At 34.2% G+C, this 18083-nt stretch carries 21 protein-coding genes and 1 riboswitch; of the genes, 2 read left to right on the forward strand and 19 right to left on the reverse strand.

The genetic code is table 11. From position 1 onward, the window contains the following. Window positions 1–3: 3 nt before the first annotated feature. Genes JHK62_RS04980 through serC form a run of 3 tightly spaced genes read right to left on the reverse strand, consistent with a single transcriptional unit; the run spans window position 4 to window position 2807 of the window. A complete protein-coding gene (locus JHK62_RS04980) occupies window positions 4–1182 on the reverse strand; it encodes a 3-phosphoglycerate dehydrogenase family protein (protein ID WP_199575643.1) in 1179 nt (392 codons plus the stop codon). Between the two features lie 33 nt (window positions 1183–1215). Then, the gene (locus JHK62_RS04985) at window positions 1216–1716 is read right to left on the reverse strand and encodes a GNAT family N-acetyltransferase (protein WP_199575645.1); all 501 of its coding nucleotides are present in this window, start codon (window positions 1714–1716) and stop codon (window positions 1216–1218) included. Further along, window positions 1713–2807: a 3-phosphoserine/phosphohydroxythreonine transaminase gene (serC, locus tag JHK62_RS04990; protein ID WP_199575647.1), complete on the reverse strand. Its 1095-nt coding sequence runs from the start codon at window positions 2805–2807 to the stop codon at window positions 1713–1715. The genes JHK62_RS04985 and serC overlap by 4 nt, the downstream gene beginning before the upstream one ends. A 125-nt stretch (window positions 2808–2932) precedes the next feature. On the opposite strand from serC, the gene JHK62_RS04995 reads away from it, so the two are divergent. Continuing rightward, window positions 2933–3571 (forward strand): copper homeostasis protein CutC, encoded by a 639-nt coding sequence (locus tag JHK62_RS04995; RefSeq protein ID WP_199575648.1) that lies wholly within the window; start codon window positions 2933–2935, stop codon window positions 3569–3571. Between the two features lie 53 nt (window positions 3572–3624). Here JHK62_RS04995 and rsmI read toward each other — a convergent pair whose 3' ends face one another. The 15 genes from rsmI to JHK62_RS05070 form a co-directional block, all read right to left on the reverse strand. Further along, the gene (gene rsmI, locus JHK62_RS05000) at window positions 3625–4497 is read right to left on the reverse strand and encodes a 16S rRNA (cytidine(1402)-2'-O)-methyltransferase (protein ID WP_199575649.1); all 873 of its coding nucleotides are present in this window, start codon (window positions 4495–4497) and stop codon (window positions 3625–3627) included. 5 nt (window positions 4498–4502) lie between these two features. Then, complete coding sequence (gene yabA, locus JHK62_RS05005) at window positions 4503–4823, reverse strand: DNA replication initiation control protein YabA (protein ID WP_199575650.1); 321 nt, start codon at window positions 4821–4823, stop codon at window positions 4503–4505. Between the two features lie 79 nt (window positions 4824–4902). Beyond that, complete coding sequence (locus JHK62_RS05010; RefSeq protein WP_199575651.1) at window positions 4903–5787, reverse strand: DNA polymerase III subunit delta'; 885 nt, start codon at window positions 5785–5787, stop codon at window positions 4903–4905. Beyond that, complete coding sequence (gene tmk, locus JHK62_RS05015) at window positions 5787–6425, reverse strand: dTMP kinase (RefSeq protein ID WP_199575652.1); 639 nt, start codon at window positions 6423–6425, stop codon at window positions 5787–5789. The genes JHK62_RS05010 and tmk overlap by 1 nt, the downstream gene beginning before the upstream one ends. Window positions 6426–6511: 86 nt before the next feature. Further along, complete coding sequence (locus tag JHK62_RS05020) at window positions 6512–7183, reverse strand: CBS domain-containing protein (protein ID WP_199575654.1); 672 nt, start codon at window positions 7181–7183, stop codon at window positions 6512–6514. Window positions 7184–7332: 149 nt separating this feature from the next. After that, on the reverse strand, window positions 7333–7848 hold the full coding sequence (gene lacB / locus JHK62_RS05025) for a galactose-6-phosphate isomerase subunit LacB (RefSeq protein ID WP_199575656.1): 516 nt from the start codon (window positions 7846–7848) through the stop codon (window positions 7333–7335). A 19-nt stretch (window positions 7849–7867) separates the two neighbouring features. After that, the gene (gene lacA / locus JHK62_RS05030; RefSeq protein WP_199575658.1) at window positions 7868–8296 is read right to left on the reverse strand and encodes a galactose-6-phosphate isomerase subunit LacA; all 429 of its coding nucleotides are present in this window, start codon (window positions 8294–8296) and stop codon (window positions 7868–7870) included. Window positions 8297–8449: 153 nt separating this feature from the next. After that, window positions 8450–9205, reverse strand: coding sequence for a DeoR/GlpR family DNA-binding transcription regulator (locus JHK62_RS05035; protein WP_199575660.1), 756 nt, complete (start codon window positions 9203–9205; stop codon window positions 8450–8452). 163 nt (window positions 9206–9368) lie between these two features. Further along, window positions 9369–10820, reverse strand: a complete 1452-nt coding sequence (locus JHK62_RS05040) for a PTS transporter subunit IIC (RefSeq protein WP_199575662.1) — start codon at window positions 10818–10820, stop codon at window positions 9369–9371. A gap of 26 nt (window positions 10821–10846) precedes the next feature. Then, window positions 10847–11152 carry a PTS sugar transporter subunit IIB gene (locus JHK62_RS05045; protein ID WP_199575664.1) on the reverse strand — a complete coding sequence of 102 codons (306 nt, stop codon included), beginning with the start codon at window positions 11150–11152 and terminating at the stop codon, window positions 10847–10849. Beyond that, entirely contained in the window at window positions 11145–11615 is a 471-nt protein-coding gene (locus tag JHK62_RS05050; protein ID WP_199575666.1) for a PTS sugar transporter subunit IIA, read from the reverse strand. Before JHK62_RS05050 ends, JHK62_RS05045 begins: the two co-directional genes overlap by 8 nt. A 309-nt stretch (window positions 11616–11924) precedes the next feature. Further along, window positions 11925–12446, reverse strand: a complete 522-nt coding sequence (locus JHK62_RS05055; RefSeq protein ID WP_199575667.1) for a folate family ECF transporter S component — start codon at window positions 12444–12446, stop codon at window positions 11925–11927. A 101-nt stretch (window positions 12447–12547) separates the two neighbouring features. After that, window positions 12548–12656, reverse strand: a riboswitch (THF riboswitch). 109 nt (window positions 12657–12765) lie between these two features. Beyond that, window positions 12766–13656, reverse strand: a complete 891-nt coding sequence (locus JHK62_RS05060) for an aldose 1-epimerase family protein (protein WP_199575670.1) — start codon at window positions 13654–13656, stop codon at window positions 12766–12768. A gap of 18 nt (window positions 13657–13674) precedes the next feature. Continuing rightward, window positions 13675–14655 (reverse strand): tagatose-bisphosphate aldolase, encoded by a 981-nt coding sequence (lacD, locus tag JHK62_RS05065; protein WP_199575671.1) that lies wholly within the window; start codon window positions 14653–14655, stop codon window positions 13675–13677. A 2-nt stretch (window positions 14656–14657) separates the two neighbouring features. Then, the gene (locus JHK62_RS05070; RefSeq protein ID WP_199575673.1) at window positions 14658–15587 is read right to left on the reverse strand and encodes a tagatose-6-phosphate kinase; all 930 of its coding nucleotides are present in this window, start codon (window positions 15585–15587) and stop codon (window positions 14658–14660) included. Between the two features lie 273 nt (window positions 15588–15860). On the opposite strand from JHK62_RS05070, the gene JHK62_RS05075 reads away from it, so the two are divergent. After that, window positions 15861–16625 carry a DeoR/GlpR family DNA-binding transcription regulator gene (locus JHK62_RS05075; RefSeq protein WP_199575674.1) on the forward strand — a complete coding sequence of 255 codons (765 nt, stop codon included), beginning with the start codon at window positions 15861–15863 and terminating at the stop codon, window positions 16623–16625. A gap of 51 nt (window positions 16626–16676) precedes the next feature. Here the strand turns inward: JHK62_RS05075 and JHK62_RS05080 are convergent, their stop codons facing one another. Continuing rightward, entirely contained in the window at window positions 16677–18074 is a 1398-nt protein-coding gene (locus tag JHK62_RS05080) for a C69 family dipeptidase (protein WP_199575675.1), read from the reverse strand. Window positions 18075–18083: the final 9 nt, after the last annotated feature.

An 18083-nucleotide genomic window follows, 5' to 3' on the forward strand; every position in this document is an offset into this window, starting at 1 on the left:
ACTTTATCCCTTATTTTCGATTAAACGGACTCGAATAATATTGTCATTTGCTTCAAAAACACTGACTAGCTTATCTACTTTTTCTTTATCACTTTCACCTAAGTCAATAAGAGTATATGCAAACTCTCCATTTGAACGATTAATAATATTATCAATATTGATTGACTCCCCTGATACGGCAGCAGACATTTCAGCTACCATATTGGGAACATTTTTATTAATGAGGGTAATGCGATAAGGCGAATTTAAAGCTTGATGAACATTAGGGAAATTCACTGAGTGAGTAATTTCTCCTGTTTCTAAAAATTGACGAACGGTTTGGCTAGCCATAATGGCACAGTTTAATTCGGCTTCTTTTGTTGATCCACCAACATGAGGAAAAACAGTAATCTGTTTTTTATTGAGCAGCTCCTCATTGCCAAAGTCAGTCACATAATGCTTAATAGTACCTATTAAAATAGCCTCAAAAAGAGCATCTTGATTAACCAATTCGGCACGCGCAAAATTAATAAGTGTTGTGCCTTTAGGCATCATGGCAAAGGTTTCTTTGTTAAAAGTATCTTTTGTATCTGGTGTTAGCGGGACATGAATAGTAATATAATCTGCTTGAGTCAAAATATCCTTGATGTCTGCAACTCTTTTCACATGACTTGAAATACTCCAAGCCGTTTCAATAGAAACATAAGGATCATAGCCTAGAACTTTCATACCTAAACGTCTGGCATCATTAGCAATACGAGCTCCAATAGCTCCTAGACCAATGACGCCTAATGTTTTACCAGAAATCTCAGACCCAGCAAATTGACTTTTGCCGGCTTCAATTTGTTTAGGCACATCAACTCCAGAAAGCTTATTGACCCATTGATTGGCTGAGAGATAATCACGCGCCGACAAGAGAAGAGCTGTAATCACAGATTCTTTAACTGCATTAGCATTGGCCCCAGGAGTGTTAAAAACAACAATCCCTTTTGTGGTCGCATCATCGATAGGAATATTATTTGTGCCTGCACCCGCACGAGCAATCGCTTTTAAAGACTCAGGGAAAGGTTGGTCATGTAAGTTTTGACTACGTAGAATATAGGCATCTTCTTGGTTGGTCTCGCCATTTATCTCAAAATTGTCTCCTAGTTCTTTGAGGCCAATCGGATTAATATTGTTAAATGTTTTAATGTAGTATGTCATTTTATCTCCCTAATAAATTGGTGATTTGGTTAATTAGTTTCTGGCTTTGATTCTTTGGTAAGCTAAGCACTCACCATCTATAGGTACTTTTCCTTGGTAGCTAAAGTCTAATTTTTCAAGAATATGTTGCATAATCTTATTTTTTTCATGAGTATCACATCTGAAATCATTGGCATCAAAACCCTCCATCAAACCTTCTAATAAGGTTTGAGCGATTTGTTGTCCTCTATATGATTTAGCAATTGCCACACGATGAAAAGTGATATAGTCTTGGTTTTGATTTAGCCATTTGCCATCATAAATGGCATCATAGGCAGGCTCTTTTCCTTCAATGACAGCAGCATAACCAGCAAGCATGTCATCAACTAAAATAACATAGCCTTGACCTTTTATAATGTCTTCAATGATAGTTTCTTCGTTTGGATAATCATTTTGCCATTGATTGCTGCCACTTTCTGCTAAAAATGTTTTAGCGTCAGTCATAATGGTCATGATATCGTTTACTTCATTTGGAAAAGCTAGCCTAATATTCATTTTTTATTAACCTCTTCAAAGTTTTTCATAAAATCAATTAAGGCAAGAACACCTTCTTTTGGAAAGGCGTTATAAAGACTTGCTCGCATTCCACCAACGCTACGATGCCCTTTAATATTTTTAAAGCCTGCCAAGTCAGCTTCTTGATTAAACTTGTCATCTAGTTCTTTATTAGGTGTTGTAAATGGAATATTTGATAAGGATCTATTTTCTTTATTCAAAACTGGGTTTTGATAAAAGTCAGATTGATCAATATAGTCATACAAGAGGGATGATTTTTCTTGATTTTGTTTGGTTATTTCAGGAACGCCACCAAGTTCTTTTAACCATTCGAAGACTAATTTTGCCATATAAATACCAAATGTTGGGGGTGTGTTATAAAGTGATTGACTTTCTGCTTGAATCCTATAATCCAACATACTTGATAAGGTGGGTTCTGTATTTAATAAATCTTCACGAATAATCACAATGGTTACTCCAGCTGGACCAATATTTTTTTGGGCGCCGGCATAAATCATCCCAAAATCAGAAACTTGATAAGGGAAAGCCAAAATATTAGAACTCATGTCTGCAATAATAGGAACACCATTTGTATCTGGCAACTCATAAATGGACGTTCCTTCAATAGTATTATTTGTTGTGAGATGCAGATAAGCCGCATCTTTTGCAATGTCTTTGGTTTTAATTTCAGGAATATGGTTAAAGCCATCTTCTTCTGACGATGCTAATAAAATAGGTTCAAAAGGAATTGTTTTAGATAGTTTTACCGCTTCACTGTAGGCTTTTTTACCCCATGACCCTGCAACAAGATAATAGGCTTTTTTTCCTTTGGCTAAATTCAAGGGAATCATTGAAAACTGAGTTGAGGCACCACCTTGTAAAAAGAGAACCTTGTAATTATCAGGAATTGCCATCAACTCTCTTAATAACTGTTCGGCATCTTTAATAATGGCATCAAAAGCTTTCGAACGATGAGAAAGCTCCATAACACTCATCTGCGTACCATCATAGTTTAAAAACTCATCTTGTGCTTTTTTTAGCACTTCTTTAGGTAAAACAGCAGGACCTGCTGAAAAGTTATATATTGTCATCTGTTAGCCTCCATAAAAATTGCTTTTAGTATACCACAATTTTCAGAAAATTCACAACTATTTTAATTTTTAAAACTCGCCAACTTCATGGTATAATAGTTCTAAGAAAAAAGAGGAGAAAAGTAATGATTATTAAAGAATTTTGTGCTGAAAATTTAACTGACTTACCAAAATTAGTGGGAACCGACATCACTCGCATAGAATTATGTGATAATTTAGCGCAGGGAGGCACAACTCCTAGCTATGGTGTTATCAAGGAAGCTTGTCACTACCTTCATGAACATAATATAACAGTTGCAACCATGATTCGCCCAAGAGGTGGAGATTTTGTCTATAATGACACTGAAATAAGAGTCATGGAAGATGATATTTTAAAAGCTGTTGAACTAGAAAGTGACGCTCTTGTTTTTGGAATGCTTACTGAAGATAATGAAATTGATATTGATGGGATTGAACAACTTCTACCAGCTTGTCAAGGAGTTGCTATGGTCTTTCACATGGCTTTTGATTTAATTCCAGAAGATAAGCAACAAGAAGCTATTGATACCCTTGTTGACCTAGGGTTTGTTCGTATCTTACTTCATGGCAATAAAGAACGTGGAGACATTTTCAATAATATTAATCATCTTCTCGATTTAATTGCTTATGCCGATAATCGTATTGAAATCCTTCTTGGTGGAGGGGTTTCAGACAAAAACTATAAACAATTACTTAGCCTAACTAAAACCAATCAAGTTCACGGAACAGGACTTCTTGTTAAATAAAAAATAGTTCGTTTTTCTTGAAACAAAAAGCACTCAGTAAATTGAGTGCTTTTTTAGTGTTGATCATTTAAATGATGGTAAGTGTTGTAAACCTCTTGACGATTTAATTGATACTCTTTAGCCACTTTTTTAATCGCTTGATTTGGCTTTAAACCATTACTTATTAGCTCATTAACCATTGTTAGAACATCTGTATTTTCTAACTCTAGATCTTTTCTATCATCTTCTAATCCAGAAACAATGATTAAACATTCTCCTTTTAGTGGATTGTCTTCAATAAAATCGATGACTTCGGTAATGCTACCTCTTTGATATTCTTCATACAGTTTTGTGAGTTCGCGAACAACAACGACCTGCCTATCACCATAGACTGATAACATATTGCTTAATGTTTCTTTGACACGATATGGAGATTCATAAAAAATCTGCGTCTCAGGATAAGAGTGTTTCTGTTCAAAAAACGCTTTTTGTTGCGAGGCTTTTCTTGGAAGAAAGCCATAAAAAATATGCGGTTGAGGAACAAGACCACTAGCAATAAGAGCAGTAATTCCTGCACTTGCTCCTGGTAAGGAAACCACATTAATTCCTTTTTCAATAGCAGCAAGAACCAAATCATGACCAGGGTCTGAAATGCTAGGAAGCCCCGCATCAGATACTTGCGCAATGGATTTACCTGATTCTAAAAAAGCAATTAAATCAGGAATTTTACGAAAGGCATTGTGCTCATGAAAACTCGTTTGGCGGGTTGGTATTTCAAAATGTTTAAGTAATATTCCTGTATTTCTTGTGTCTTCTGCAGCTATCAAATCAACCGTTTTTAAAATCGAGAGACTTCTAAAAGTCATATCTTCTAAATTACCAATAGGAGTGGGAACAAGATAAAGCGTTCCATAGGGAGATGGCTTAAAACTTTTTTGTATTTGCATAATAATCACTCTCTATATAATAATTCCATACAGAAAACACAATCCGCATTATCTTCACGGTGCTGACCATAAAAGGTATTACAGACATGAAACCCTTCATCATATATTTTTTCAAGGTGGTTTCTACTTTTTTTCGAGATAGTCTCAGAAGCCCTAACTTTTGAATGTTCTATCTGCTCTTTTAACTGATGATTTTCAAGTCGCAATCTAGCATTTTCTTCAGCCATTTCTTTGACTGATTTTTTAAGTGCTTCTACTTCTGCAATTGATAACAATAAATCTTGAGATATCTCATCAAAATGTTCCAATAAATTTTTTTTATCCATTAACTGTCGTTTCCTTTTGACTATCTTTTACTACTTAATATGATGTCTTTGAATCCATTAAAGACGATAAAGAAAGCATTCATGATTGGTCTAAGACCATGTATTCTAAGGCATTTTGAAAACTCACATTCGCCTGCCACATTTTTTGAGCATGATAGATTTTTTTAAGCAGTTTGTCTCTCTTCAAAGAGTCCTCAACATCCTTCAAAAGAATAACCATTAGTTTGAATGTGAGTTGTTGTTCTTCTTTTTCTTGAATTTTATCACTTAATTTGGCAATTCTCAAATAAGCCATTGGTTGATTAGCGACAATCGCTCCTACTGCTAACTCTATTTCTTTCATATTGTCCAACCATTTTTGGTTTTCTGACCATTTTTTTGCCTCAGCAACATCTGACACAAGTTCTGCCAGCTTTAAAGCTTGACTAGAAAAAATACCTTTTGATTCTAAATAATCCTTAATGAACTGACTATTTTTTTTAAAGTAAAAAACTTGGCATCTACTTCTAATCGTAGGCAAAATCTTATTGACATCCGAAGTAATCAGAATGATATAAATATCTTTTTGAGGATTTTCAATAAATTTTAAAAGACTATTAGCTGCATTAGGATGCATCTTTTCAGCATCTTTGATAATAAAAACTTGTCTTTTCCCTTCAAGTCCTGAATAAGAAAAATCATGAATAAACTCACGAACTGTCTCTGTTTTAATCATATTACCTGTTGGTTCAATCACTTTTAAATCGAGAAATTCTCGTTCATCAATTAATCGACAAGAGCGACACACCAGACAAGGTTCATGATCTTTTGATGGATTACTGCAAAATAAACTCTTTGCTACGTATAAGGCCATCTCAAAACTAGCAAACTCACCTGAAAAAAGATAGGCATGACTAATCAATTGCTTTTTTAAAATTGTTTTGAAGTAAGCAAAAATTTTAGGTTGTTGCTGTTCTAAGTTCATTATGATAACTCCAAAAATGTTTCTAAAATAGTTTGAGTGTCCTTTATAACAGTCTCTAAGGACTGAGAAGCATCAATAATCTTAATACGTTTTGGTTCTTGACTGGCTAATGATAAGTAACCTTGTCTCACACGTTGGTGCATATCAAGTTTTTCTAAATCTAGGCGATTCACTTCACGTTCATTGTTTGTTTGAATTCTTGCTAAACCTGTTTCTGAAGGCACATCAAATAAGAGTGTTAAGTCTGGCTTAATGCCGTCTGTCGCATAATGATTTAACCAGTCAACATCTGAGACGGCAATCCCACGTCCATAACCTTGGTAGGCAACTGAACTATCAATAAAACGATCAATTAAAACTAGGTTGCCTTTTTCTAACTCTGGTAAAATTTTTTCTACTAAATGCTGACGTCTTGCAGCTGCATAAAGCAGTAGCTCAGTTTTACTATCCATACTTGTGTGGTTAACATCTAGAATAACGTGTCGAATTTTTTCAGCAATAGCCACACCACCCGGTTCTCTTGTCATGATAACGTGACCATCATATTTTTGTTGTAAAACTGGCATCAAAGTCTCTAAAACAGTTGATTTCCCAGCACCATCTGGTCCTTCAAATGAAATAATCTTCCCTTTTTTCATACCTCATCCTTAACATTTTATTATTTCCATTTTATCAAAAAAACAGTTAAAAAGACACTGCTATTTTATCTAGCAGTGTTTTAATTTTAAAGCAATTCCTTAGCGGAGGTCTCAACAATCGACTCAACAGTGATATCAAATGGTTGTAATTTTTCATTTAACGTTTTTCTCACAGCCTCAGTATCAAAACTACCATCAATTTGCACTTCAATAATAACCTTACCAGAGTCTTTATTAGCTTCAACAGTACGACTGATATTGAGGTTTTCTTCAGAAATAGTTTGAACAATTTTAGCTAAAACCCCTACCTTATTGTCAGCTTCAATGCGAATACGAATTCCTTCGACGCCGTAACCAGATACTTCTAAGAAGGTTTTAAAGACATCTTTATCAGTAATAATACCTACTAGCTGTTCTTTGTCTAAAACAGGAAGTACACCAATTTTATTAGTCATCATTAGGTAAATCGCATCTTCTAAACTAGCATTTGGTTCAATGGTAATAAGACTTTTAACCATCACATCTTTAATGCGAGTCTTATTTAAAAGATAATTCATTTCATAAATAGAAAGAGTTGTTGCTTTTGAAGGTTTAGCATCTGCTAGGGTGCCTTCGGTCACTAAACCAACCAACTTTCCATTTTCGACAACTGGTAAACGACGAAAGTTTTTTTCTTTCATCATATCTGCAGCTTGTGCAACTGTGGTATCTGGTGATACGTGTATAACCGTATCGGTCATGAAATCTCTTACAGCCATAATGTTCCTCCTTAGGATTTTAAGATTATTATACCACAAAAGATTGTACTTATGACAACTCTAAATAAAATACTACGAGTAAAATAAAAAACTATAAATAAGTTAAATGGTGGCTGATAACTTATTTATAGTCTTGTTAACAATAGAAATTAATCGTGATATTCACCACGATCCCACTTTTCTAAGAATTCATCAAAGAAGTGTGGATCAGATTGATCTTTGTTGATACTTTCAACATGAGCAATTTTAGCAATCAATTTTTTATTTTCTGGTGTTTCTTTGTATTCAGCATTGATAAATGCTTCAATGATATCATTCATTAATAGACCACCAGTGATTTTACCGCCAAAACCGATAACATTTGCGTTTAATTCTTCTTTAGCGTATAAAGCTGTTGTCATATCACGAACTAAAGCTGATCTAATACCAGGAACTTTGTTAACAGCATTGTTAATACCAACACCTGTTCCACAGATACATACGCCAAGATCTGCTTTACCACTAGCAACTGCTTCACCAACCCTTTTACCAAAGATAGGATAGTGAGTACGAGTAGTATCATAAGTACCAAAATCTAGCACTTCATGACCAAGACTTTTCAAAAAGTTTGAAACTTCTATTTTTTCATAGGTAACAATGTGGTCACATCCAATTGCAATTTTCATTTTAAATCACCTTTCCTTATTATCCCATTTTGTTAAGCATGTCTACACGAATTTGGTGACGTCCACCATCATAGTTTCCTGTCACAAATCCTTTAACAATATTTCTTGCTAGTTCTCTACCAACAATTTCAGCACCCATAGTAATCATACGAGCATTATTATGACCTCTAGTCATGTAAGCAGAACGCTCGTCAGATACTTCTGCACAAACCATCCCTTTGATTTTTGTACCAACCATAAAGCTTCCAGCTCCATAAGCATCAATAGCGATACCTAGGTTGTCATCTGATTTTTGAACTTCTTGAGCAACTGCTAGAGTTGTTTCAACAAAATCTTTATCAGAAGCTTCGTTGACATCAAAAACATCGTAATCGTTACTAATAAGATAGTCTTTTACGATTTCTTTGAGTTCTTTTCCTGCTGGATCAGCACCAATTACAATAGTCATATCTTTCTCCTTTTTGATATAGTAATAGTTGTCATATAGAATATTGTTCTATGACTTAATTATAATGCTAAAACAACAAAAAGTCAACAGATAATGTTGACTTTTTGTTGTTTTTTTGCTTTGGATTTTTATAAAATGAGATAATTAATTATGTTACTGAATGATTTCAGTATAGGCTCTTAAACGCTTCATAGCTTCTGTTTCATGTTCATCTATAATAATACCAGTGATATTTGTTAAAGAGGCAAATGTTGTAAAATCTTCTTTGCCAATTTTTGAAGAATCAATTAAAAGATAGCGCTCAATAGAATGGCTTAATGCTAATTTTTGAGTATAAGCTTCGGCAACTGAAGATGTCATCACAGACTTTCCTTTAACACCATTGGCACTAAAAAACATTTTACTAAAATGCATTCTTTCTAAAGTGGTATTAGTGATATCACCAACAAATGATTCCGTGATTTCTCTCATTTCTCCTCCCAAAAGAAACACTTGAAAAGACGGTGATGTTTTTTGGAATAAAATATTAAAGACTGGCCAACAATTGGTAACAATCGATAAGGACTTATGTGAAATTTCCTCAGCTAATAAGGAGATTGTGGTACCAGGTCCCAAAAAGATGGTGTCTCCTTCTTCAATTAAAGAAGCTGCCTTTTTAGCTATCAAACGTTTAGCTTCAACATTTTGTGTGTTCTTTTCTCTGTGAGAAATTTCTCTATACTGAAACGCGGTATTACTTCTTGCCGCCCCATGAAGTTTTGTTAGAACTCCTTGCTCTTCTAATTCTGCTAAGTCTCTTCTTACAGTCATATCAGTGACATGCAATTTTTTAACAATTTCAGAGATACGCATGGTTCCTTTTTGATTAACCATTTTAGTAATTTCTTCTAATCGCTGATATTTTTTCATTCTCTTATCCTCCAGCTTGATACTATTATTATATAAACTTATGTTGAAATAAACAACAAATAACTGCTAAAAAGCAAAAAAACAACAAAAGGGATAAATATTTATTTATCCCTTTCATCTTAGTAGTAAACATTTTATTTCAATTATTTAGAAATAACTAGTATTATTTAGCAGCAGCTTTCATATACTCTTCGTTACGAACTTTCATTTGTTTTGCATACCAGAAGAAAATACCAACGTAGAATACTAAGAAAATAAGTAATGTGATGATAGCTGCGATTTGTCCTGTTGTTGCTTGTCCAATGATGTATCCGAAGATTTTTTCCATTGGTCCTTCAAGAGTTGAGTGAGTGATTAAAGCATTTGCTGGAGCATTTGCTGGGAAGGCTTGTACTTGTTTAGCAAGTTCTGTAGCAAATGGTGCAATCATTGTTCCTGATAACAAGAATAATGGAAGTAACACTGTTCCAATTAAAATCATACGGATAAGACGTCCACGAGTAACAACAAGAAGTGCTGGAGTCATACCCATAGCAATAATACCTGCAAGAGGTAAGATACCATTACCAACTTTTGAAAGAAGAACTGCTTCAATAAGCATAATTGGTGCTAAGATATTCGCACAGGCCCAAATTTCAGCACGTCCAGCGATAAATGGCCAGTCAAGACCGATATTGAAACGACGTCCGCCCATTTTGCTGTTTGCAAAATTAGTAATCCCTTGTGAAAGTGGTTCAACCGCTGCAATAAACCATGAACCAATTAGTGAGAATAATTCTAAGCTGGCACCGGCTGTAAATCCTAAAGCAAACCAACCTTTAACACTATCAATAGAAATAGTTGGATCACCCATAATACCGATAACAAAACCTAGAGCCATACCGATAAAGAACTTAGAACCCCAGAAACCAATTTTTTGGTTCAATTTTGCAGCGTCAAAGTCATATTTATCTAACCATGGGAATAATTTATCAAAAATTTTATCTAGAACCATAATAACAGGGTTCATCATGTAGTTCATATGAGTTGAAGTCATTGGAGAGTTATGATCAGTGTTCAAAAGATCATCAAATGTAGGTTTCATCAAATCTGAGTTAATGATTTTAAGTACCCCTACAAGAACTACTGCCAAGATAGCAATAAACAAAGCAAAAACAGTTGATAAATGGTTACGTTGTGCGTACCACATAATTAATAATCCTGTGATTGACAAATGCCAAATATCAAAGATATCCACATCAAGTGTATTTGTTTTATTTAACGCGATCATTACAATATTAACAATAATCATAATCAATAAGAATAATAATGTGTATGGAGAACCCCAAGTAATAGTTGCAAGTGGTGCCCACCCTACGTCAATAATATTCAATGTGATACCAGTGTTTTCAACAAAGGCTTGTAATGAAGCTGAAAATGCTCCTGTTAACATTCCGATAATAGCACCAACACCTGTAAGAGCGATTGCTAATTTAATACCCCCTTCAAGTGCTTTTGAAAATTTAACACCAAAAGCCATAGCTAGGATTGTCATAACAATCAACATGATAACTGGCGCACCCATTTTGATAATTGGGTCAAAAAACTGATTGACAAAATCAATAAACTGTTGCATGATAACGAATCTCCTCAATTCCTTTTTTATTTAAGATTATTTTCTTTGATAACTTCTTCAATTTTTGTAAATACTGGTTGACTCATCGCAGGGATGCGATAAAGAATAGGACCAGCTTCTACAACAGGTATATTGATATCAAATCCCAAGTCAGTTTTTGCAATTGGTGCAAAAATATCATAATTTTTCACCATTTCTTCTGTAATGTCTTTCACCATTACAGCATCTGCTGAAACTGAATAACCCTTAGCTGATAATTCTGTTTCAAGTGCACTTTTGATTTGGTGACTAGAGTTAACACCAGCACCACAAGCTGCCAATATTTTAATCATAATGTAATACTCCTTTTTGTATTAAATATTTTTTGATAACATCTTTAGAATCCATTTTCCCTAACTCTTCTAAATTACCTTTTTCAACAAAGAATGACATCAACTGAGACAATACATCAGTTTGTCTGTCATTTTTATCATTGATGATAAAGAAAAATGAATTGACATAGCACTCTTCCTCAGGGTTAATCATGTGTTTAAAAACTAAAGGTTTACTATTTTTAACATAAACAATTCTGTCTGTTAAACAATATTTTGTTTCTGTGTGTGGAATAGCTGCATATAGAATATCTGACCCATCCATCAGATCAATTTTAAGCCCAGTAGGAAATTCTTTTTCTCTTTCTTTCAAGGCATTTCTATATTCTTTTGTCACATAGCCAACTTTTTCCAGTTCATTGGCAACGCTTTCAAAGAGTTGTTCTTGACTGGATACATCAGTTAATAAAATATCCTCAAACATTTTTTCTCCTTTTTATACTTAAAGTGGTCTAAAGTTATGAAATAATTTGTTTGACCTTCCTTTATTTAACCAAATAATAACATAAATGTAACACTATGTCAACCTGTTTTGTTGTTTTATTGTTGCTTTTTTGTTGCTTTATGTTTTATTTTGAACAATATTTATTTAGTTGTTCAAATTTATTAGTCTAATACATTCAGAATTCTTTAGTGGCGCGATCTATAAATTATACAAACAACCAATGACTAATAAAAATAAATAAAATAAAAATTTCCAAAGACAATTATCTTTGGAAATTTTTTGAAAGCTTTATTTTTTTTCTAAGTACTTAAATAGTTGAAGTCGATCGATACCTTTTAAAAGAAGGGCCAAAATAACAATATGGATTGGTAATTGTATGGCACTTGTAAATAGTCTGGCAATAAAGGTTTCATAAAATGGTAACTTGTAAAGTATGGCTAACCACATTGTATTTAACAAAGCACTTATTGCTAGAGTATAGACCACTTGAGCCATAATAACCCTCTTTAGACTAAATGGCTTTCTATACAAGAAAAAGCCGTAGATTAAGCCTGTTAGGGCTGCACTAATTGTAAATCCTGGGAAAAATGGACCTGTTGGTTTGATAAAAAAACCACCAATGTCTGAAATGAGCCCAACCATCATCGCAACTACTGGACCAAGAAGGGAACCAGCAATAGCAATAACATGAGAAGCAAATCGCAACTCTAAAATCTGTGAAATGGGTAGTTTAAAAAATCCCATTACAATAGCTAATGCAGCTAATAAAGTAGCTAATGTCAGAACTCTGACATTTTTAAGTTGTAACATAAAGAATACCTCCTAGGCAGATGGTACCTGTTACTACATCATTGGCTAAATACCGATCTAAAGATAAGAAAAAGTATCATTACCTTATAGAAAAAAGATGTAGCAGCGGGATGCGACTACGAAACCGCAAAAAGACAGTTCTCTCTTTTTTTCGTCCCGATGACAACTCCCCGTTCATCAGGCACTTAACGCTTCATAATCTACTCTGCTATTTATTTTTGAACTGTTATTTATTATAGTGTTATTTTTAAAAAATTGCAAGCTCAAAAAAAGTATCTCAAAAATAGAGATACTTTTTTAACAAACTCATTTTGATGTATTATCCTAAGATTGTAATATCAAAGGCATATGTTTTTAACTCATCTGGTTGAGCATACTGCACATGACGTTTTTCTTCAAAAACATCAGACTCTTCCAGTGACGTTGACAACCCTAACCAAGGTTCTAAAGCGATAAATGGCCCCTTATTAGGTGTTGTCCATAAAACAAGTGATGGGAAATCTTTAAATGCTACTTGAACGCCCTTGTTATGATTTTTAGACAAAAGTTTGACACTTCTTGATTCTAGTTGATCAAGTGTGATGGCATCTTCTTTGAATAAATCAAACGATAATGGTAAGACTTTTTCTTGGTTTAAGAAATCTTTTCTATCTAACAAATCCAAAAGTCCTGTCTCAGGGAACTGTTTTGGAACTGTTGTAGTTTCAGCTTTTTCAAATTCTAAGTAGTAATCATCGTAAGACTCATCTTCTTTTATTGGACAATTAAAGCCTGGGTGTCCACCAATAAAGAACGGCATTTTCTTAGCATCTTTATTCTTAATCTGATAAGTTGTAGTAATTGTTTTATCAGATAGGGTATAAAGAATAGTTAGTTCAAAAGCAAAAGGATAATTGTCAAGCATTTCTTTAGTAGATTGAATACTAAATGCAATACTATTATCATCGTGATGTGTCACTTCAAATACTTTTTTACGCACTAATCCATGACGAGGTAGACTACCTTCAACATGACCTGCTGAAGCAAAAATAGTTTTATCGTTTCTCACACTACCACAATTTGGAAATAGTACTGGTGCTTGCCCACTCCAATAGTTAGCATCCCCTTGCCAAAGGTATTCAATGCCTTCTTTATCTTTAATCGACGTTAAAGTGGCGCCGTTTTCACTAAAGGTTACTGTTAAAAAGTCATTACTTAAACTTAACATCATTTTTTCCCTTTATTATTCTTAAGCTTTTTCAGTCCAAGGAGTTGCAGTTTTTTCAATGACTTTATTTAATTCATCAATGTTATTGAATCCAGTTGTACGTAACCATTCAATAGCTGCTTCTTTACCTTCTTTGATATATACTTCAACTGAACCAGCCCAAGTAGCACGACCACAAAGAACACCGTTAAATTTAGCACCTGCTTCATGAGCAAATACAAGAGTTTCTTGGAAAAGTTTGCTACTTACACCAGCACTCAAGTAGATGTATGGCAAGTTACTTGCTGCTTCTTGATCACGGAAGTATTGTGCTGCTTCTTCTTTAGTGTAAACCACTTCACCAGTTGCAAAACCTTCAACATAGTTCATGTTAACTGGTACTTCAACTTTTAAGACATCCACATTGTAGCGATCTTCTGAGAAGACTTTCATAGCTTCAATCACTTTTCTTGGTTTTACTTTAGCATATTCTGCACTTGTTGCATCTTTGATTTTTTCATCATATGAAACGATTTCAAGGTAGAAAGGAATATCTTCTGCCACACACTCAGAACCGATTCTTTCAATGTATGCTTTCTTTTGAAGGTTAGTGTAATCATCACTATCTACATCATAGTAAAGAAGGAATTTAATGGCATCTGCACCTTGTTCTTTCAAACGTTTAACAGACCACTCAACCAAACAGTCAGGTAAGCGAGTTGTTGTTGTTGCGTCGTAACCTGTTTTTTCATATGCAAGTAATAGACCAGCATTTTCATCTTTAACGTCAACAGCTGGAAGGCCAAATTCTGGGTCTAAAAGGATAGATGAAGAATATTTTGTTAATTCTTCTGATACTAAGCTTTTTAGTTCTTCCATTTGTTCTACTTTTGGTTCTTCAGTTTGGTGTTGTGACATCATTCTTCTTAATGCCCCACGTTGGTCAAAAGCAAGTGCTGAGATCACACCATCTTTGTTTGAAAGTTTTTCCATGTAACGACGTTTTTGTTCTGTAAGTGCCATTTTTATACCTCTTCTACTTTAATTTGTTTATATAAGTTATCATAGTTTGCCATGTTAACATGACCAGTCATTTTTTCTTGTGCATTAAGCATACCAAGAACGTTTGCTTTTGTAAGAAGTTCTGCATCACTTTCATTGTGTAAAAGTGCTGATGAAATTCCTGCAACTGTTGAGTCTCCTGAACCAACAGGATTAACAACAGAAATTTTTGGAATAGTAACGCGATAGAAAGTATCATTGTGCTTTGCAAAAGCTCCTTTAGAACCTAAAGAAACAACAATCCATTCAATTCCTGCAAATAAGTCATCGTTTAAAACTGCTTTTAATTCTTCAATATCAGAAGAAACAGTACGACCTAATAATTGAGATAATTCTTCCAAGTTCGGTTTAATAACCGTAGGTTTATTTTTAGATGCTAAAACAGCTTCCAAAGCTTTGCCTGAACAATCTAAAACCACTTTTTTGTGATAAGTGTTAGCAATTTCTATCATTCTAGAATAGTAGTTTTGTTCTAACCCATCTGGTAAGCTACCAGAAATAGCAACAACATCTGCTTGTTTTAGAATGATTTTAAAATGATGGAGGAAGCCCTCGCTCTCATCTAAATCTAACATGGGACCTTTTTCTAAGATCTCTGTTTGATTGCCGTTATGTAAAATAGCGACACAGTTTCTAGTATCACGACTAATACTAAAGAAGCATTTTTTAATGCTATTATCTAAATGATTAATCAGATACTCACCAGTTGTACCTCCAATACACCCACTGGCCATAACTTTATCGCCAAGTTCAGATAAAACTCTAGTAACATTTAACCCTTTGCCCCCAGGTGTTTTAACAACTTCAGACACCCGATTGACCGTATCCAAATCCAAATGATCTAAATGATATGAAATATCAACTGACGGATTCATGGTAATGGTTAATATCATTACATACTCCTTTCATTCAATGGGATTTTATCTCATTTTAATATATTTGTAGACAATCTGTCTTCATTTGATTAGGATTTAACATAGCAAAACCATCTTAATTCCATACCTATAATATAAACCAAAACAAACACAAAGTCAAGGTTTTTATGTTTATATTTGTTTATATTTATTTGTTTTAGTCAGTAATAAAAAAGAAATGATTGAAAAAAATAAGTCTCTATGCTATGATAAATCTACAATCAGTCGAACTACTATAAAAAGGAGTAAAACATGCTAAAAAGAGAACGCTTACAACGTATTCTTGAAAAAGTTAACAACGAAGGGCTTATAACCGTTCAAGAAATTATAGCTGAGTTAGATGTCTCAGATATGACTGTTCGAAGAGATTTGCATGAATTAGAAAAAAACGGCAAATTAATTAGAGTACATGGTGGTGCACAAAGCATCAGCCAAAATAGTTTTTATGAACGTTCTAACACTGAAAAATTAACTAAACAAATTGAAGAGAAAAAAGAAATAGCTACAGCTGCTATTGATCTCATTAAAGACGGTGAAACAATCTTTCTTGGTCCAGGAACGACAGTAGAGTGTGTGGCAAAAAATTTGCACCAACGCAATTTACGAATCATCACAAATAGTTTACCAGTTTTTAACATCCTAAAAGATAGCCAAACCGTTGATCTTATCCTCCTTGGTGGAGAGTATAGGGATATTACAGGTGCTTTTGTAGGCAGTTTTACTAATAACTATGTCAAATCGCTTAAATTCTCTAAAACATTTATCAGTGCTAACGCGATATACAAAGATCGTGTGGCTACCTATAGTGAATCTGAAGGTGAGCTCTTAAATATTGTATTAAATAATTCTATTCAAAAAATATTGCTAGTTGATCATACCAAATTTGGTCGCTATGACTTTTATGCGTTTTATAAAACCAATTTCTTTGATTTTCTAATTACTGATTCTGCTATCTCCCAAGAGAACCAAAAAATTTATAATCAATACACCGAAATTATTATCCCAGAAACAACATAAAAAAAGCATTGTCAACAATGCTTTTTTTATGTTTTAAAAATAAATCACTCATTAATCACTAAGTGAAAAACGGTTGGTCATTAAATTACTAGCATCATGTAGTAATTTGGCTAATAAAAGATTTGTTTGTTTCTCAACATAATCACTCATTTCTTGATTTTCGTATTCAAAATCAATCATTTCACCTTGAGCAAGTGCATTATCAACTTTTAAAAGTCGCTCGTGTCCTTTGGCCATAATCTCTTGGTTATAACTGTCGATATCGCCTTCATGTTGTCTAAAATGCGGGTCACTTATGGCAGCAATCAAGCGATTAGTCCAGTAAAAACTGTTAGTGGTCACTGTTTCTGGTGTATAGGCAAAATAATCTGGTGTTTTACTAATTTGCGTAAAGAAAGGGACCATAGCATTAAATGGCATAGAACCGTAACTTAACCACTGAATACCTGTTGTTTCTTTTGGTTTATCAGGACGAAGTTGTAAAAGGGCAGTTTGGCTAGTTCTATTGATACCAATCGGTCTAAAAGCTTTTCTAGAGTGCTCATTACCTTCTAGTCCATAAGGGTCATATTCAGTGTTTTGATAATGCCCGCTTAAAACATATTTGATGTCTTCAACAGTAATCTTACGGTAAGGTTTTTGACTCCAAGGAATGAAAAAACTAGTGGGCTCTTGCTTTATTTCTGGATTTAAAAAGCGTTGAATAAACCAAGAACGAGGCGTATTATATTGTCTGTCTTTATCCTTTTGACTGCCAAAAGCGAGCCTTGGATTAAAATGTTCATGACTATAATTTAACTCTAGGTGGTTGTCTTTAATAAACTCACGAAGACCTGTCGAATAAAGAAAATGATCAGGGTTATTAAATTCAAAGTAATCAAGACCAAGTTGATTAGGGTTAGTAACGTAAGCATTGTCCGGTACGCGTCTTGCAATCCAGTGATGGCCACCGACTGTTTCCATCCACCAAATCTCATCAACGTCTGAAAAAGCAATACCATTTGACTCATAAGTACCAAATTCTTCAAGAATCTTTCCTAAACGTTTGACACCATCACGCGCTGAGTGAATGTAAGGTAAGACTAGTGTCACCATATCTTCTTCACCGATTCCAGAAGGCACTAACGGGTCTGCTCCTAGCACACGACTATTCGTTGTGATTGTTTCAGTGGCACTCATGGCAACATTTTCTTCATTGATGCCAGCCGCTGCCCAAAGCCCATCTTTTCTTAAGGCATCAGGTACTGCTGTGTAACGCATTGGTTCTTCATCAAGTGACATTTCAAATGATGATAACACCGATTGGTATTTCTTTGGTTGGTCTTCTTTGTTAAAAACAACAAAGTGTTTTGGTGTAAACTCACCATTTTGTGAATCTTCTGTTCTAGCAATCATGGTAGAGCCATCATAACTAGCATTTTTACCAACAAGAATGGTTGTACATCCCATTTTTATCCT

The sequence above is a fragment of the Streptococcus pacificus genome, assembly GCF_016481305.1.
Lineage (GTDB): Bacteria > Bacillota > Bacilli > Lactobacillales > Streptococcaceae > Streptococcus > Streptococcus pacificus.

Coding starts and splice junctions, on each gene's coding strand:
- JHK62_RS04980 (WP_199575643.1), bottom strand. CDS start 1,182: ATGACATACTACATTAAAACATTTAACAATATTAATCCGATTGGCCTC.
- JHK62_RS04985 (WP_199575645.1), bottom strand. CDS start 1,716: ATGAATATTAGGCTAGCTTTTCCAAATGAAGTAAACGATATCATGACC.
- serC (WP_199575647.1), bottom strand. CDS start 2,807: ATGACAATATATAACTTTTCAGCAGGTCCTGCTGTTTTACCTAAAGAA.
- JHK62_RS04995 (WP_199575648.1), top strand. CDS start 2,933: ATGATTATTAAAGAATTTTGTGCTGAAAATTTAACTGACTTACCAAAA.
- rsmI (WP_199575649.1), bottom strand. CDS start 4,497: ATGCAAATACAAAAAAGTTTTAAGCCATCTCCCTATGGAACGCTTTAT.
- yabA (WP_199575650.1), bottom strand. CDS start 4,823: ATGGATAAAAAAAATTTATTGGAACATTTTGATGAGATATCTCAAGAT.
- JHK62_RS05010 (WP_199575651.1), bottom strand. CDS start 5,787: ATGAACTTAGAACAGCAACAACCTAAAATTTTTGCTTACTTCAAAACA.
- tmk (WP_199575652.1), bottom strand. CDS start 6,425: ATGAAAAAAGGGAAGATTATTTCATTTGAAGGACCAGATGGTGCTGGG.
- JHK62_RS05020 (WP_199575654.1), bottom strand. CDS start 7,183: ATGGCTGTAAGAGATTTCATGACCGATACGGTTATACACGTATCACCA.
- lacB (WP_199575656.1), bottom strand. CDS start 7,848: ATGAAAATTGCAATTGGATGTGACCACATTGTTACCTATGAAAAAATA.
- lacA (WP_199575658.1), bottom strand. CDS start 8,296: ATGACTATTGTAATTGGTGCTGATCCAGCAGGAAAAGAACTCAAAGAA.
- JHK62_RS05035 (WP_199575660.1), bottom strand. CDS start 9,205: ATGAAAAAATATCAGCGATTAGAAGAAATTACTAAAATGGTTAATCAA.
- JHK62_RS05040 (WP_199575662.1), bottom strand. CDS start 10,820: ATGCAACAGTTTATTGATTTTGTCAATCAGTTTTTTGACCCAATTATC.
- JHK62_RS05045 (WP_199575664.1), bottom strand. CDS start 11,152: ATGATTAAAATATTGGCAGCTTGTGGTGCTGGTGTTAACTCTAGTCAC.
- JHK62_RS05050 (WP_199575666.1), bottom strand. CDS start 11,615: ATGTTTGAGGATATTTTATTAACTGATGTATCCAGTCAAGAACAACTC.
- JHK62_RS05055 (WP_199575667.1), bottom strand. CDS start 12,446: ATGTTACAACTTAAAAATGTCAGAGTTCTGACATTAGCTACTTTATTA.
- JHK62_RS05060 (WP_199575670.1), bottom strand. CDS start 13,656: ATGATGTTAAGTTTAAGTAATGACTTTTTAACAGTAACCTTTAGTGAA.
- lacD (WP_199575671.1), bottom strand. CDS start 14,655: ATGGCACTTACAGAACAAAAACGTCGTTACATGGAAAAACTTTCAAAC.
- JHK62_RS05070 (WP_199575673.1), bottom strand. CDS start 15,587: ATGATATTAACCATTACCATGAATCCGTCAGTTGATATTTCATATCAT.
- JHK62_RS05075 (WP_199575674.1), top strand. CDS start 15,861: ATGCTAAAAAGAGAACGCTTACAACGTATTCTTGAAAAAGTTAACAAC.
- JHK62_RS05080 (WP_199575675.1), bottom strand. CDS start 18,074: ATGGGATGTACAACCATTCTTGTTGGTAAAAATGCTAGTTATGATGGC.